This window comes from Congzhengia sp., from assembly GCF_037235575.1.
GTDB lineage: Bacteria > Bacillota > Clostridia > UBA1381 > UBA9506 > Congzhengia > Congzhengia minquanensis.
In genome coordinates this window covers 30,497-44,952 of the sequence record NZ_JAXUNN010000039.1, presented here as the reverse complement: position 1 = coordinate 44,952, position 14,456 = coordinate 30,497, and the positions used below count along the sequence as shown (strand labels likewise).

At 47.1% G+C, this 14,456-nt stretch carries 15 protein-coding genes; 5 read left to right on the top strand and 10 right to left on the bottom strand.

Going from position 1 to position 14,456, the window contains the following annotated elements:
• Both WIG73_RS09740 and guaA read left to right on the top strand, forming a co-directional pair.
• Complete coding sequence (locus tag WIG73_RS09740; protein ID WP_177679431.1) at positions 1–894, top strand: metallophosphoesterase; 894 nt, start codon at positions 1–3, stop codon at positions 892–894.
• A gap of 97 nt (positions 895–991) precedes the next feature.
• Positions 992–2,299, top strand: coding sequence for a glutamine-hydrolyzing GMP synthase (gene guaA, locus WIG73_RS09735; protein WP_337400356.1), 1,308 nt, complete (start codon positions 992–994; stop codon positions 2,297–2,299).
• Positions 2,300–2,423: 124 nt separating this feature from the next.
• On the opposite strand, the gene WIG73_RS09730 is transcribed toward guaA, so the two are convergent.
• From WIG73_RS09730 to WIG73_RS09710, 5 genes are read right to left on the bottom strand one after another with little or no spacing between them, the layout of a single operon-like run.
• Positions 2,424–3,092, bottom strand: a complete 669-nt coding sequence (locus WIG73_RS09730) for a diphthine--ammonia ligase (protein WP_249310936.1) — start codon at positions 3,090–3,092, stop codon at positions 2,424–2,426.
• A 20-nt stretch (positions 3,093–3,112) separates the two neighbouring features.
• Positions 3,113–3,631: an ATP--cob(I)alamin adenosyltransferase gene (locus tag WIG73_RS09725; RefSeq protein ID WP_249310937.1), complete on the bottom strand. Its 519-nt coding sequence runs from the start codon at positions 3,629–3,631 to the stop codon at positions 3,113–3,115.
• Between the two features lie 5 nt (positions 3,632–3,636).
• Positions 3,637–4,392, bottom strand: coding sequence for an ABC transporter ATP-binding protein (locus WIG73_RS09720; RefSeq protein WP_337400355.1), 756 nt, complete (start codon positions 4,390–4,392; stop codon positions 3,637–3,639).
• A gap of 2 nt (positions 4,393–4,394) precedes the next feature.
• The gene (locus WIG73_RS09715) at positions 4,395–5,420 is read right to left on the bottom strand and encodes an iron ABC transporter permease (RefSeq protein ID WP_337400354.1); all 1,026 of its coding nucleotides are present in this window, start codon (positions 5,418–5,420) and stop codon (positions 4,395–4,397) included.
• Positions 5,417–6,352 (bottom strand): ABC transporter substrate-binding protein, encoded by a 936-nt coding sequence (locus WIG73_RS09710; protein ID WP_337400353.1) that lies wholly within the window; start codon positions 6,350–6,352, stop codon positions 5,417–5,419. Before WIG73_RS09710 ends, WIG73_RS09715 begins: the two co-directional genes overlap by 4 nt.
• A 357-nt stretch (positions 6,353–6,709) precedes the next feature.
• Between WIG73_RS09710 and WIG73_RS09705 the strand changes: the two genes are divergently transcribed.
• Positions 6,710–7,723 carry an alpha/beta hydrolase gene (locus WIG73_RS09705; RefSeq protein WP_337400351.1) on the top strand — a complete coding sequence of 338 codons (1,014 nt, stop codon included), beginning with the start codon at positions 6,710–6,712 and terminating at the stop codon, positions 7,721–7,723.
• Positions 7,724–7,783: 60 nt separating this feature from the next.
• On the opposite strand, the gene WIG73_RS09700 is transcribed toward WIG73_RS09705, so the two are convergent.
• Both WIG73_RS09700 and WIG73_RS09695 read right to left on the bottom strand, forming a co-directional pair.
• Complete coding sequence (locus tag WIG73_RS09700) at positions 7,784–8,728, bottom strand: calcium/sodium antiporter (RefSeq protein ID WP_337400350.1); 945 nt, start codon at positions 8,726–8,728, stop codon at positions 7,784–7,786.
• A 118-nt stretch (positions 8,729–8,846) separates the two neighbouring features.
• Positions 8,847–9,620 carry an AraC family transcriptional regulator gene (locus WIG73_RS09695; RefSeq protein ID WP_337400349.1) on the bottom strand — a complete coding sequence of 258 codons (774 nt, stop codon included), beginning with the start codon at positions 9,618–9,620 and terminating at the stop codon, positions 8,847–8,849.
• Between the two features lie 120 nt (positions 9,621–9,740).
• Between WIG73_RS09695 and WIG73_RS09690 the strand changes: the two genes are divergently transcribed.
• Positions 9,741–10,739, top strand: a complete 999-nt coding sequence (locus WIG73_RS09690) for a Gfo/Idh/MocA family oxidoreductase (protein WP_337400347.1) — start codon at positions 9,741–9,743, stop codon at positions 10,737–10,739.
• Between the two features lie 21 nt (positions 10,740–10,760).
• Positions 10,761–11,513 carry a sugar phosphate isomerase/epimerase family protein gene (locus WIG73_RS09685; protein ID WP_337400346.1) on the top strand — a complete coding sequence of 251 codons (753 nt, stop codon included), beginning with the start codon at positions 10,761–10,763 and terminating at the stop codon, positions 11,511–11,513.
• 63 nt (positions 11,514–11,576) lie between these two features.
• On the opposite strand, the gene WIG73_RS09680 is transcribed toward WIG73_RS09685, so the two are convergent.
• The 3 genes from WIG73_RS09680 to WIG73_RS09670 all read right to left on the bottom strand — a co-directional run bounded on the left by WIG73_RS09680 (position 11,577) and on the right by WIG73_RS09670 (position 14,351).
• Positions 11,577–12,434, bottom strand: coding sequence for a hypothetical protein (locus tag WIG73_RS09680; RefSeq protein ID WP_337400345.1), 858 nt, complete (start codon positions 12,432–12,434; stop codon positions 11,577–11,579).
• Between the two features lie 166 nt (positions 12,435–12,600).
• Entirely contained in the window at positions 12,601–13,527 is a 927-nt protein-coding gene (locus WIG73_RS09675) for a sensor domain-containing diguanylate cyclase (RefSeq protein WP_337400344.1), read from the bottom strand.
• Between the two features lie 71 nt (positions 13,528–13,598).
• Positions 13,599–14,351 carry a GNAT family N-acetyltransferase gene (locus WIG73_RS09670; protein WP_337400343.1) on the bottom strand — a complete coding sequence of 251 codons (753 nt, stop codon included), beginning with the start codon at positions 14,349–14,351 and terminating at the stop codon, positions 13,599–13,601.
• Positions 14,352–14,456: the final 105 nt, after the last annotated feature.

Genomic DNA, 14,456 nt, shown 5'->3' with positions numbered 1-14,456 from the left:
ATGCCCGCGGTTGACAAAAAGTTAAACCGAATTCTGTCCACGGCAGACAGCATTCCCTTTAACGCACAATCCAAAATCATCATTATGAGCGACTGTCACAGGGGCCAGGGCAACAACGGCGACAACTTTTTGCCTAACCAGCTTTTGTTTTTCGGTGCGTTAGAATATTATTATGATAACGGCTTCACCTATATTGAGCTGGGAGACGGCGATGAGCTTTGGGAAAACAGGAAAATCAAGCCGATTATTGAAGCGCACAGCGACGCCTATTGGATGATGTCCCAGTTTTATAAATCCCATAGGTTTTATATGCTTTATGGCAACCATGATGTTGTAAAACGGCGCAAGCTCACCACCAGCCGCTATTACAGCCACTATTTCTGCGAAAAGGATACCTGTGTTCTCCCTCTGTTCCCAGGCATTCAGGTGCACGAGGGACTGGTGCTGAAAAATACCGACATTAACAAAAACATTTTGCTGGTGCACGGCCACCAGGGAAGCTTTTTAAACGACACTGCCTGGCCCCTGGCGCGGTTTTTGGTGCGCTATGTGTGGAAGCCCTTGGAAATGGTAGGGTTTCAGCAGCCCACCGGCGCCGGCATGTCTCATTCCAACAAAGAAAAAATTGAAAAGGACCTGGCGGCCTATGCCGAAAATAAGCAGCAGATGGTAATTGCCGGGCACACCCACAGGCCCGTCTACCCCTCTCCCGGCGAAGGGCTGTATTTTAACGACGGCAGCTGCGTCCACCCCCGGTGTATTACCGGCATTGAAATTGAAAACAACCAAATTACCTTAATTAAATGGGCGGTTGGAATCAAAAAAGACCGCAGCATGTATGTGGAGCGCCACATTTTAGAAGGCCCCTGTGACATAGCCGCATTTTATAAGTAAAAAACAAAAAACACACAATCTGATTGTGTGTTTTTTTGTTGTAATCGGAGGAATTTCATGGTATAATAAGAACAAATAAAGGAAAGAAGGGATTTTTATGCAGCAGGACATGATTGTAATTCTAGACTTAGGCAGCACGGAAAACACGGTGCTGGCCCGTGCAATCCGCGCTTTGGGCGTTTACAGCGAGATTTATCCCCACGACATTACGCCGGAAGAGCTAAAGCGGCTGCCAAATGTAAAAGGCGTTATTTTAAACGGTGGAAAGAACAACGTGATTGACGGTAAAGAAATTGATGTGGACCCGGAACTTTATCACACAGGAATTCCCGTTTTGGCAGTGAGCCACCCATACGACCCCGACGACAGCGATGCGGTTGTATGGCCCCACAAGGAAAGCGCGCTGAAAGAAGCATTAAAACCCTTTGTGTTTGATGTTTGCCATGCCCAGCCCAACTGGAACATGGAAAACTTTATTGCCGACCAGATTGAGCTTGTAAAACAGCAGGTGGGCGATAAAAAGGTGCTTTTGGCCTTGTCCGGCGGCGTGGACTCCTCGGTGGTTGCGGCACTGCTTATTCGCGCAATCGGCAAAAACCTGGTTTGTGTTCACGTGAACCACGGACTGATGCGCAAGGGAGAATCGGAAAGCGTTGTTGAGGTGTTTCAAAACCAGCTGAACGCCAACTTAATTTATGTTGATGCCAGCGATCGGTTTTTGGACAAGCTGAAAGGTGTTTCAGACCCGGAAGAAAAACGAAAAATTATTGGCGGCGAATTTATTCGTGTATTTGAAGAAGAAGCGGGAAAATTGGATGGAATTGATTATCTCGCCCAGGGAACCATTTATCCCGACATTGTGGAAAGTGGAACAAAAACGGCAAAAACCGTGAAATCCCATCACAACGTTGGCGGCCTGCCGGAGGACATGCAGTTTGCGCTCATTGAACCGTTGAAACAGCTGTTTAAAGATGAGGTTCGCGCCTGCGGGCTGGCTCTCGGCCTGCCGGAAAGCATGGTTTACCGTCAGCCGTTCCCGGGGCCGGGCTTAGGCGTGCGCTGTTTAGGCGCCATCACCCGTGAGCGTTTGGAGGCCGTGCGCGACTCCGATGCCATTTTGCGGGAAGAGTTTCACAACGAAGGACTCGACAAGTGTGTTTGGCAATATTTCACTGTGGTGCCCGACTTTCAGTCGGTAGGCGTGCGCGACAATGCACGCACCTTTGAATACCCTGTGATTCTTCGGGCGGTGAACACGGTCGACGCCATGACCGCCACCATTGAAGAAATCCCCTGGCCTGTGCTGCATAAAATCACGGAGCGTATCATCAACGAAGTGGCAGGTGTGAACCGCGTTTGCTACGACTTAACGCCAAAGCCTACCGGCACTATTGAGTGGGAATGACGAAATAAATAAGAACCCCGGAAAGCCCGTTATTATAGGGCCTTCCGGGGTTCTTGTCTTCTGCGGTGGTCTATGCTGTCTGCACATTTTTATCCGCCGCAGGCGCTGTGCAATTTGTAACCGGTCATTTCCGTAAGTGCATAGGCTGCACTGCATAGCCGCCATGTTGTTGCGGGGCAGAAAATTCGATGGGCAGCGGCTGGGCAAAAATTGGCCCGTCCGTCACAAAGGTATGATACTCGCCGTTCTCACCACAGACATCAGCGCCAGCATCTTTAATTCTTTCCATAACCTGGGGAGTAATGGGGTGCCCCAGGAAGTCTGCGCTGAGACGTTTGGTATCCACAACCGTGATATAGGGAACAAAGCCACAGGAAATACACTCCCGCACCAGGCTTTCCCGGTTCTCTTTCCACAGCGGGAAACAGGCTTCCACACCTGCGGCGTTGCACCGCTCAATACCCCACTGAAGGTGGCCCTCAATGTCAATATCGCCAAAAACGCAGGCCTGAGCGCCCAGCTTTTTCTGCTCCAGCAAAGCGCGCTCGAAATTTGCGTTATAGTCTGCACCGGCAGTGCGGATCAACTGAACGGGTACTCCAACTGATTGTTCTACTTCCGCAAGGATTTCTGGCGGAACGCCGTGAAACCAGGAGCGTTCCAAATCTGTGTTGTATGTGATAATCAAAGCCTGCAGCACCATGCCTTGACAGATAGCCCGGTGAATGGCTAAAACGCTGTCTTTTCCGCCGCTGTAAGAGGCAACAAAGCGCACTTCATTCCAATCTCTCATATTCATCTTCCTCATTTGCATCAGTAGTTACGGCTGACATAAGGAACTTCTTCCACGCCCTCCTGCTCGTTTAGCTTCAGTGCCAGATAAAAGAAGTAGCCCGACAGCAGGTTTGCTATATCGAAAAGTGCAGGCGGCACCTCATGCCCCTGCTGGCAATGCCGATACAGCAGCCGTACTAAAGACTTGCCCTGAACCCGCAGAACATGGGCAGTGCAGGCTGCCTGGCACCCCTGCGTCAGCACAAACAGACGGCAGCGTTTTCCACATTCGTCCTTCAGCCGCGCAGCCGCGTTTTGCAGACGCTGAATTTCCTCCGGTTTTACGGTCAGACATGTGCGGAGTGTGGGGTTAATATGGTAAATCAGTTCGCAAATCCACAGCAGTTCCTCCCGCAGAACGTCATCTTTCACCATTGTACGCAAAAGGCCTGCACTGCTGGCCATATAATCGGTTAAAAGTTCAAAATCACAGCGCAGGTCATCGCTGTCGTCACATAAAAAGGGATATGCCTCATAGGGGCTTCTGTATAGTTCCATGTGAATTACTCCCATTTTTTTAATGTATTTTGCATGTAGTTTCGCACGTCCATACGGTAAATTTCGCTGACCAGGGATAAGTCGAACTGCTCTGCACGCTCATAGGCGTAAGCAGCTCCATGGTCCATTAGAAGTACGGTATCTGCAAAGGACAGGGCAAGATTAATGTCGTGGAACACCCCCACGGCACATCGGCCGCCCTGTTTCGTCCACTCCTTTAAATTCTCTACCAGCTCCACCTGATATTTCAGGTCAAGATGATTGGTAGGCTCGTCCAAAAGAATAATTTTGGGCTCCTGGGCAAACGTTCGGGCCAAAAATACCCGTTGAAGCTGGCCGCCGGAAAGCTCCGTAACCGGCCGGTCTTTCAAAGCTAAAATGCCCGTGCGCTCCATGCTCTCCCGAACAATTCGCCGGTCTTCTTCACTCTGCGAAGCGAGCAGGCCAGACTTTTGGTGTGCATAACGCCCCATCAGCACCGTTTCATATACGGAGTAAGAAAAACTGACAGAAGTTAACTGGCTCATTAGCGCCACCTGGCAGGCAAGCTTCCGGCGGCTCATTTTGTTCAGGGATTCACCGCAGATGCGAATGAGACCCTCAGCAGGCAAAAGTCCTGCTAGCGCACGCAAAAGCGTTGTTTTTCCGCAGCCGTTGGGGCCGATTATGCAGAGCCGGCTTCCCTCCTCCACACGGAATGAAATATTTTTAACGACGTGCCCGCCGCCATATCCGCAGCTGAGATGTTCTGTCTGTAACAAACCTATCGCCCCTTTCGTCCGGAAAAAAAGATATAAACAAAGAACGGCGCCCCCAACAGAGCCGTGATGGAGCCGATGGGAATTTCCCGCGGCGGGATAAGGGTGCGGGCTGCCAGGTCGCACAAAACCAGAAATGTACCGCCGAATAAGGCGGCGGCTGGCAGCACCTTACGGTGAGAGGAACCGAAAAAACGCCGTACAACATGCGGAGCAATCAAATCCACAAAGCCAATGATCCCTACGAAAGCCACCGCCGTACCGGTCAGCACCGCCACCAAAGCAGTTAAAAACCGCTTACTTTTTCTGACGTCAACTCCCAACGCCTGCGCCTGCTCCTCGCCAAACGTCATAATGTCCATTTCCGTGGAGTAGCGTAAAAACACCAGCAAGCTCAGGACTGTAACAGGGAAAAGCACACGCACGCCAACCCAGCCCCGCATGGAGAAGCTGCCCAATGTCCAGAGGTTAATTCGTTGGGCGTTTTCTGGTGAGCTTGTCGCAAGCATGTCCATAATTGCAGTAAAAAACAGTGACGCAATCATGCCCATCAGAATAATGGTGACATTGGACAAGCCCCGGTCAATGCGGGAGGAAATTCCAATAACGATAAACACGGTTGCTACGCCGAATGACAGGCTGACAGCAGGCAGTAAAAACGCGCCCAATATGCCGCTGGACAAACCAGCCACCATCACCAAAGAGGCGCCCAACCCTGCACCGGCAGAAACGCCCAGGCCGTAAGAGGACGCTAAAGGATTTTTCAGCACCGACTGCATAACGGTTCCGCTGACAGCCAATGCACCCCCTGTGCAGAAAGCTAAAAGAACCCGCGGCAGCCTTAAATTCATTACCATGGAGGAATGAACTGCGGATACTGTTTCCGGCAGAGGCACTCCGAACAAATGATTTGCCAATATTGCAAAAATGTCGCCCGGCGAGATATAAACGCTGCCAACTCCCACCCCAAAAATTACCGAGATTATGGCGGCGCAGACCAGCAAAATCATTTTTACAGAAGTTCGTTTCATTGGAAACACTCCGGATATACGGCTTTCGCCATCTGCTCCAGCGCGATAATTACATTCTGGTTTGCCAAAGAGGAGGCCATGTTGTCGATATAATAAACTTGCCGATTACGGACAGCAGAAACGGTATCCCAGCCCCCGCGGCTCAAAATCTCGCCTACCGGATCCGCAATATAGTTCACATTGGTTAAGATGACGTCGGGGTTCGCGGCAACAACGGTTTCCACATCTACCTTTAGCCAGCCTGTCTGGTTCGCTAAAATATTCTCAGCGCCGATTAATTCCAGCATCTCGTTCAGGAACACACCACTGCCGAAGCTATACAGATCCGGTGCGGCGGAAAGCTCAAAGTACACACGCTTTTTCTCCGAGACGGTACCGATAGTCTGGGTAATATTGTCCAGCCCTTTTTGTAAGTCGTTCGCCAATTCCTCGCCTTTTTCTTCCATGCCCAGAACAGTTGCCACGAACGTCAAATCACGCTTAATGCCGTCTATCGTATCTGCGGAGGGCATGCTTACCACGCAAACGCCCTGATCAATCAGCATGCGGAAAGGATCTTCCTGGTCATAATAGGTCATATTGGACACGAAAAGTACATCAGGCTTCATCCCCATTAGCATCTCCATGTCGGGGCTCATCAGGTCGAAGGTTGGTTTGCCCTCGGGCAGGCCCTCCAGCCCGCTGCTTTGGGTGTCATAGCCAATGACCTTGCCGCCGCAGTCTAGCCCCACAACCATTTCAGCAATCGCGGGAGCCAGCACAACGATAGAGTTAATCTGCTTCGGAACGCGAATGACGGAACCGCTGAGATCCGCCATTTCAAAAAAGCCCGCGTCAGATTGTTTTGCCTCGGTGTTTCTGGCTTTGGGGCCGCAGGCGCTCACAGCGAAAGCTAAAGTCAGCGCAAGCAGCAGAGAGATGATTTTTTTCATGTTACATTCCTCCATAAATTCTCCCCAAAGGGCAGCTGCTGATCAAGCAAGACAAGAACACATCGGCAAAAAGTTATCAGCCTCCGTGACACATTGAACCATCAGCAGTCCACAAAAAAAGAACACCCTTTCATACACAGTTTTCCTGCAGCGACCAACGGCGGCAGGAGCGTTTAGTGTCTCAGTCCGCCCGTAAGTATGAAGCGTATTCGATTTTGGAGTATATTTATTAGTAAGTATATAACATATCCATTGAATTTTCAAGTATTAATTCGAAACCTTTTGGTTCGCGCACTTATTTGTTCTTTCACACATAGAATGAAAGGAGAGGTTTTCAGGTTAAAAAGGAGGTTCAACATGAATAGAATATCGTTAGAAAAAGAAGCTGAGGCGGTGTGCATTGAAAACGCGAACCCGCCGTTAATTTTTCAGCTTCCGCCCAAAGAAGGGCGCGAGGTACTGGAAAAAGCCCAGGATACACCGGTGTGTATGTATCCTGCCGAAATTACAAGCTGTTTGGCAGACACCGGCAAATGGGGAACGATTCGTCTTTACCATGTGGCGCCGAAACCGGAGGTAAAAACGCCAAACGTTATTTTTTACATTCACGGCGCGGGCTGGGTGTTCGGCAGCTTCCACACCCACGAAAAACTCGTGCGCGAACTTGCCGCGCGAACAAATTCGGTGGTTTTATTTCCCGAATATTCCCGCGCGCCGGAAGCAAAATATCCCACAGCCATTGAACAATGCTACGCGGTGCTGTGCCAAATTGACAGATTAAAACAAAAGCATGGGTGGCAGTTTAACGCAGAAACCTTAACTGTTGTCGGCGACAGTGTTGGCGGAAACATGGCCACCGTGATGACCCTTTTGGCAAAATTTCGCGGCGGCCCAAGCATCGACAAGCAGCTGCTCTACTACCCCGTTGCCAACGCCTATTTCAACACCCCATCTTACCGGGAGTTTGCTGTTGGCTACTATCTCTACCGTGCAGGCATGATGTGGTTTTGGGATCAATATACCACGTCGCAGAAGGACAGAAACGAAATCACCGCTTCTCCTCTTCGGGCCACGAAAGAACAGCTTTGCGGTCTGCCGCCAGCCATGATTTTAAACGGGCAGGCAGACGTGCTGAGGGACGAGGGCGAGCAATATGCCGTGTGCTTGCGGGAGGCAGGCGTGGAGGTAACGCAAATCCGCTTTCAGGCCATAATTCACGATTTTGTCATGCTCAACGCCTTAGACCAAACGAAGGCATGCCGCGCCGCAATGGACGTTTCTACCCAATGGATTAACCGCAAAAATGCCCGGTTTGAAAAGCGCTGTGAAAAACCTGATGATGACAAACCCTGCAGCTATAAACTGCTGTAACACAAAACAATGCCCGGCACATAGCAAAGGTGTTTTTTGCTATCGCCGGGCACATTCTTTTTAAAGCGAAAACCGGAGCATGAAAAACATATATGCAATGTATAGCGCAACCATGAAAAAACCTTGCCCGCGCATGAGCCTGCGGGAAAAGAGCGTGGGCAAAACACAGGCGGCGCCCAACACAATGCTCGCAGGCATATCCACCAAAAGCGTTTGCGGCGCTAATGTTAGTGTGCCGCCGGAAATGAAGCTGCAAAGCGGAATAATCAGCGTGGTGTCGATTATGTTTGCTCCTAAAATATTGCCCACCGACAGAGCGCCCTGTTTTTTCACTGCCGCGGTAATGGAGGTCACCAGCTCCGGTAAAGATGTTCCAATTGCAACCAGCGTAACGCCGATAATAGACTCCGGAACACCGAAACACAGTGCCAGGCTTTGGCCCCGGTCTACTAGCAGCCGCGCGCCGATAACTATGGCTGCAACGCCTATGATAAAACAAATTAAATGGCCGCCAATGCTTCCGCTGACCTCCCCGTTTTCCTGCTGGGGGGCCTGCTTTGCCTGATTTACATTTACCAGCATGAAAGAAACGAAAATAAGCACCAAAATTACCGAACCAAGAGGCAAAAGCCGGCCGCTTATACTGAACACATAAATTGTGCCGATGGCTAAAAGCATTAAAAAGCCCGAGGGGAAAAATGTGCGCCGCTTTATCACAAACGGGCAGAAAATGGCACACACACTGAGCACCAGTCCTATGTTCGCGTTAACCGAGCCAACAGAATTTCCCACTGCAATTTCGTTGCTGCCCGAAAGCGTGGCCAAAACCGATACCGTAATTTCCGGCAGCGTGGTTGCAAAGCTCACCAGCGTTGCACCGATAATCACTTTTGGAATGCCCGATTTTTCGGCAATCCAGACGGCGGAGTCCACAAACATGTCTCCCCCTTTTATAATCAAAATAAGCCCGATTGAAAATAGTAAAATGTCAATAAAAATGTTCAAAGCGTCCTCCTGTTTTGTTGCCACAAACCTCGGCATATTCAGGGCAGCCAAACAGCTTGTAAGGCTTCTCCAATTTCAATCTATGAGGACGCCTGTGCAATTATTCATGCAATCGTAGTTACGAGGTGCTGTTCCGATATTCCCGGGGCGTCATGTGTGTTTCCTCTTTAAAAATTTTTCCAAAATAGCTAGGACTTTCAAAGCCGCACATCTCGCCGATTTCCGCAACGGAGCACACGGTGAACTTTAAAAACTGCTTTGCCTTCGTCACACGGATTTGCTTTAAATGGCTCATCACGCTCATGCCCCGTTCCTTTGCATAATAGCGGCACAAAGCAAATTTGTCCATGCCGGAGACTTCGGCAATTTCATCTAAGGTCAGCGGCTTGTCGAAGTTGTTTTCCAAATATAAGCGCACCCGGGAGAAGACGGAAACATCGCTTGCCTCTAAGGTTTCCAAAAGTTCAATCAACCAGCTGTAGCAGGCCGCCGATCGGGCAGCAACCGTGCTTCCCTTTTCGCACAGGTTAGAAAGTTGGGCGCAGGACTCTTTCCAAAACGCCGGCAGTTTAAACACTTTAAAGCGGTTCATGCGGTAAAACGTCAGCAAATCTTCCGCGCCCTGAAATGTCACCCAGGAGGTGGCAAACGTTTCCCCGCTCTTTGTGTATGCATGGGGGCAGTCCTTATTCATAAACACGCCGTAGCCTGCGCCGATATGGCGCGGCTCTCCGGCAAAATGAAACAGACCCTCCCCCTGCGTCACCCACAAAATGTGGTGGAATTCAAACCCGTTGGGGCGGCTGATTGCCGATTGCGTTTCGGTGCTGCCTGCAGCGGTTAATATAATGGGATACGGTTTTTTCAGGTTTCTTTGAATTTCAACAAACATATGCAATATCCTTATAGTTTATCAATATATTATCATTGACTTTCTGCTATTTTTGCAATATCATTATAGCAGAAAGGCAAAGCAATGTAAATATATTTTTAATAAAACGGAGGTTTCACCATGAAAAAGTTAAGACTGGGCATTATCGGCTGTGGCGGAAGATTCAATGCCCATTTAAACGGTTTGCTGCAATTGGATAATGCCGAAATTGTTGCAGTAGCAGATCCCATTGAAGAACGCAGAATTGCCGCCGGAAAAAATACCGGGGCAAAAAAAATCTATCACGACCACACGGATTTATACAACAACGAAAGCCGCGACACCTTAGATGCGGTAATGATTTTTATTGAACCAACCGCCCACACCGACACAGAAACCCGGGCCATTGACATGGGCCTGCATTTTTTCATAGAAAAACCCATGACCATGGACCTAGAGCTGGCAGACACGGTTTTGAAAAAATCGGAGGAAAAGGGTCTTATTACCTCGGTAGGATTTCAGGACCGATATTTAGACTTAATCGACATCATTAAGGCTGAGCTTCCCAAGCACAAACAGGGCGGTCTTGTTTACGGCGCATGGGTTGGCGGGATTCCCGGCGTTTGGTGGTGGCAGAAAAAATCCACCTGCGGCGGGCAGCTGGTTGAGCAAAACATTCATTTGTTAGACGGCCTGCGCTATCTTTACGGAGAGCCGTTGTCGGTTTATGCGACCTGCTCTAGAGGGATGGTTGTCCCCGGAGTAGACGCCAGCCCGGAATATGACACTGACGACCACTCCACCGCGGTTATTAGGTTTAAAAACAACGTTACTGCAGCGTTGGTAAGCGGATGCTACTCCAAAACCGTGCGCCCCAACTGCGGTTATGTAATCACCTTAGATGACATGATTTTAGACTATCGGCTCAGAAATAACTTAATTATTACCACCCAGACGGAAACAAGGGACATTAAGCGCAGCATGGATCAGACCTTTGCGTTAGACCAGGCCTTTGTGCAGGCCGTGTTAACCGGCGACCGTTCGTTGATCCGCTCTCCTTACGGCGATGCGCTGAAATCGCTTAAGCTTGCTTTTGCGGCAAATAAATCTATGGAAACAGGCGAAGTAATTTACTTTTAAATTGAGAAAGGACGTGCAAACATGAGAATTTGTATCCCAATCCCCTGTTTTTTCAAACAGGATTTTGTAGACGCTATTTATAAGGTAAAATCCTTGGGATTCGATGCCATAGAAACCTATGACTGGAAGTCGTTGGACTTAGACGCTGTAAAAAACGCATGTGAAGACGCTGGCGTAGAGCTTATCAGTATGTGCACCACAGAATTCCGCATGACAGACGAACAGTTCCGCAAACAGTGGCTTTTAGGGCTTGAGGAAAGCTGCAAGGCTGCGAACCAGGCGGGAGCCAAGCACCTTATCACCCAGGTGGGCCAGGACACCGGCGCTCCCAGGGAGAAACAGCACGAAAACATTGTTGCCGCCTTAAAAGAGGCAAAACCGATTTTAGAACGCTACGGCGTAACCATTATGATTGAGCCGCTGAACACTTTGGTGAACCACCCCGGTTATTACCTGTGGTCTGCGGCGGAAGGGTTCGAAATTGTCCGCGAGGCAGACCACCCCTTGGTAAAAGTGGTGTATGACATTTACCACCAGCAGGTGATGGAAGGCAACATCATTCCCAACATTACAAATAATTTAGACTGCATTGCCCATCTGCACAGTGCCGGCCACCCGGGACGCCATGAACTGCAGTATGGCGAAAGCGACTATAACGTGATTTTCCGTGCCGTGGACGAAGCGGGCTATAAAGGCTGCTGCGGCTTAGAATATCAGCCGCTGCTTCCCGCTGAGGAAAGCTTAAATGAATTTAAGCGGATTTATTTAAAATAATGAACATACACAAAGGGCGCCGCTATCAGCGGCGTCCTTTGTATATTAAACTGCATGGTGAAATTAACTTAAGTAAAATTTTTTTCTTTTTATGCCAACCGACTTTGCTAAAGATTCAATTTTTTCGGGTAAAATATTAAGATTTTCAGAAATTTCTTCTATCGTATATTCATTCAGTAACATTTTATAAACTGAAAGTTCACTTTTTGTAAGTTGTCTTTCAAACTGCTCATCTAACATTTTATTTTCAATTTTAACATAATTCAAATCATTGTATTTTATTACGCTGTATAAATTAAAATTTTGCGATTTATCATTATGAAACGCTGCATCAATAGATTTTGATTCCATTTGCACATACTTAACATGAGCATGATTTGCCATTTTAACAAGATATTCTGTGTGCTTGGTAAGATATTCTTCAAAATTCCCGCGGTCAGGAGTGTATTGTTTGGCCGCCTCACAAAATGCAAGACCAATATTTTGCCGTCTGTCCTCGGGCGGAGTCGTTTTTGCCATCTTTTTAAATATTTTATCCGCCAATGGCTTGTATAAAGCCAATATCTGTTCCGTGTCATATTCTGAATTTTTCTTACGAAGAATAATTTGACCAACCCACCAATTGTTTTGCTTATCATATGTAAAATCAAAACTAACAGGTAATTTCATTCCTAAATCTGCAATTGCCGGAGCTAATCCAAAAACAGTATTCATTTTACGCTTTTTAAATTTAGAATCTTGAGTTTCTACAATTAGAAGCGTCCTTGAACTCATGTCAAATCCAAATTGAATATTCTCGGGAAGTTTGCTTTGTAACGCATCATTTAACAAAAGCTTCTTATTGCTGCCAAGTGTAGCAGTTAATTTTTGTTCTTTTACTGGCTTATCAAACCAGACAATAGTTTGAGCATTAATCTTCATCTTTCTCTTCCCCCTATTCTGAAAGCTTATTTGTTACGTATTTACCGGCCACTTCAATGTTTATTTACTATACAATTCAATTATACTATCTTCTAAAATATTTGTCAACAAAAAGTTTGATATTTTAACAAGAAGCCCGAAAATCAACTGATTTTCGGGCTTCTTGTTAAAGTTCCTGATAAACACAATATGTATTTTTCTGATTCTTTGCCTTGTAGAGGGAGGTATCGGCTTTTATAAACAGCTCCTTAAAACTTTGGGCATGGCCCGGATAAATGGCGGCTCCAATACTTTGGGTAATGCCAAAGTTTAAATTCATCTCCGCCAGCATTTCCTTAAGCTTTGCATGCAGGTTGTCTGCATTTCCTATATTGCAGAGAAGCAGGACAAACTCATCGCCGCCCCATCTGCCTAAAATGTCTGTTTTTCTAACCTTACGCTTTAATTCGTCCGAGAATTCTTTGAGCACTTCGTCCCCCTTCGAGTGGCCATATGTATCGTTCACTGCTTTAAAGCTGTCTATGTCAATTAAAACCAAAGCGTGGGTTTCATTGTTGTTTTCTGCGAGTTTTCGGGCAATTTTACATTCTGTTGCTGTTTTGTTAAAAAGGCCGGTCAGCGGGTCTAATTTTGCCATTGCGCGGTATCCGTCCATTTGCAGTTTCATTGCATTAATGTCGGTGATAACGCCCACCATATAAACAGTTTCCCCGTTTTCTACAATTGGCGTTACGTCAATTTTGCACCACACAAATTCCGTATCTCCCGCCTTCATCCGGGCCTGATAGGAAAATGGTTTCCCTTCAAATATATTTTGAAACGCCTCGTTAATAATTGCCACATCGTCCGGATGCGCAAAATATGCCATAACCTGCTTCTGATATTCTTCCGACGGAAGCTTGGAAAACTTCCAAACTTCCTCTAAAATAGTTTTGCCTGATTTGTGAAAAATCACTTCCGCGTTCTCAAAGAACGTATATAGTTGATTTTTAATATCTACTTCATAAACACAAATTTTTGCAGCCTGCAAAACGGCGGAAAACCGTTCCTTATATTTTTGCAGCTCCATAGAGGTATTAAAACTACGTTCCATGCCGGCCTCCTTTCCAAATGCTTTTTAATATATGCTTTAAACAATAATGTTAATCATATAAAAATTAAATTTTATTTTTTAAGAATTCTTTCGAAACTGGCGGCGTCCAGCAAATTTACCGTTTCAAAAACTCCCTTGTAAAACACGGCCCAGTTATTAAAAACGCAAGGAAGTTCTTTGGCCTTTTTCAGCGTATCCACGGGAAAAAACGAAACAGGAACGTTTTTCTCTCCGCAAAGCTGTTTTACCATTTCAATGCGCTGCCAGATATAAGGGCATTGCATGTCATAATATATAGTCAGCTCTTCGCAGTCAATTTTCTGGGTTTTCACATTTTGTGCAAATTTTGGTGTTGTTCCGTCGAAAGAAAGCGCAAGCAAGTCATATCCGTTTTCGGTCGTGTCAACAACTGAAAATCCAAACTTTTTCGCAAACGACTGGTTCGAAAGCCACGACTTTTGCTTCTTCGCTCCCAGCATACATATGCCGGATTTTCCTTTTTCCTTTGCATCCGCCAAACAATATTCCATTAGCGCTTTCCCATATCCTTTTCCTTTGTTGTTTGCACCATTGACCCATAAACAATAAATATAATAAAAGTTTTCGCCAACTATGGGAACCCAGGCAGTTTCGAGAGGCGCATATTCAATAAACACCGCAGCCTTATCGTTTAACTTTCTGAAAACATGGCCTTCCTGAAGCCGTTCAGAGAGCCACTGCCGCTTTGCGTCAATTCCCTTATGGGGCTTTCTGCTGCGAATTATGCAACACAAATGTTCATTGAACAGATTTTCTGCCGTAATATTTACAAATTCAGTGTTCATTCGCACCCTCGTTCCCTTTTTTCATTTTCTATGGAATTATATTATATCACAACCCTTCTGCTTTTTTCAATACTGTGTCAATACTTTCCAAAGGGTTTTACCTCC

What these genes read in the sequence shown, in the direction of transcription:
- WIG73_RS09740 (WP_177679431.1), top strand. Translation starts at nt 1, where the DNA reads ATGCCCGCGGTTGACAAAAAGTTAAACCGAATTCTGTCCACGGCAGAC.
- guaA (WP_337400356.1), top strand. Translation starts at nt 992, where the DNA reads ATGCAGCAGGACATGATTGTAATTCTAGACTTAGGCAGCACGGAAAAC.
- WIG73_RS09730 (WP_249310936.1), bottom strand. Translation starts at nt 3,092, where the DNA reads ATGAGAGATTGGAATGAAGTGCGCTTTGTTGCCTCTTACAGCGGCGGA.
- WIG73_RS09725 (WP_249310937.1), bottom strand. Translation starts at nt 3,631, where the DNA reads ATGGAACTATACAGAAGCCCCTATGAGGCATATCCCTTTTTATGTGAC.
- WIG73_RS09715 (WP_337400354.1), bottom strand. Translation starts at nt 5,420, where the DNA reads ATGAAACGAACTTCTGTAAAAATGATTTTGCTGGTCTGCGCCGCCATA.
- WIG73_RS09710 (WP_337400353.1), bottom strand. Translation starts at nt 6,352, where the DNA reads ATGAAAAAAATCATCTCTCTGCTGCTTGCGCTGACTTTAGCTTTCGCT.
- WIG73_RS09705 (WP_337400351.1), top strand. Translation starts at nt 6,710, where the DNA reads ATGAATAGAATATCGTTAGAAAAAGAAGCTGAGGCGGTGTGCATTGAA.
- WIG73_RS09695 (WP_337400349.1), bottom strand. Translation starts at nt 9,620, where the DNA reads ATGTTTGTTGAAATTCAAAGAAACCTGAAAAAACCGTATCCCATTATA.
- WIG73_RS09690 (WP_337400347.1), top strand. Translation starts at nt 9,741, where the DNA reads ATGAAAAAGTTAAGACTGGGCATTATCGGCTGTGGCGGAAGATTCAAT.
- WIG73_RS09685 (WP_337400346.1), top strand. Translation starts at nt 10,761, where the DNA reads ATGAGAATTTGTATCCCAATCCCCTGTTTTTTCAAACAGGATTTTGTA.
- WIG73_RS09680 (WP_337400345.1), bottom strand. Translation starts at nt 12,434, where the DNA reads ATGAAGATTAATGCTCAAACTATTGTCTGGTTTGATAAGCCAGTAAAA.
- WIG73_RS09675 (WP_337400344.1), bottom strand. Translation starts at nt 13,527, where the DNA reads ATGGAACGTAGTTTTAATACCTCTATGGAGCTGCAAAAATATAAGGAA.
- WIG73_RS09670 (WP_337400343.1), bottom strand. Translation starts at nt 14,351, where the DNA reads ATGAACACTGAATTTGTAAATATTACGGCAGAAAATCTGTTCAATGAA.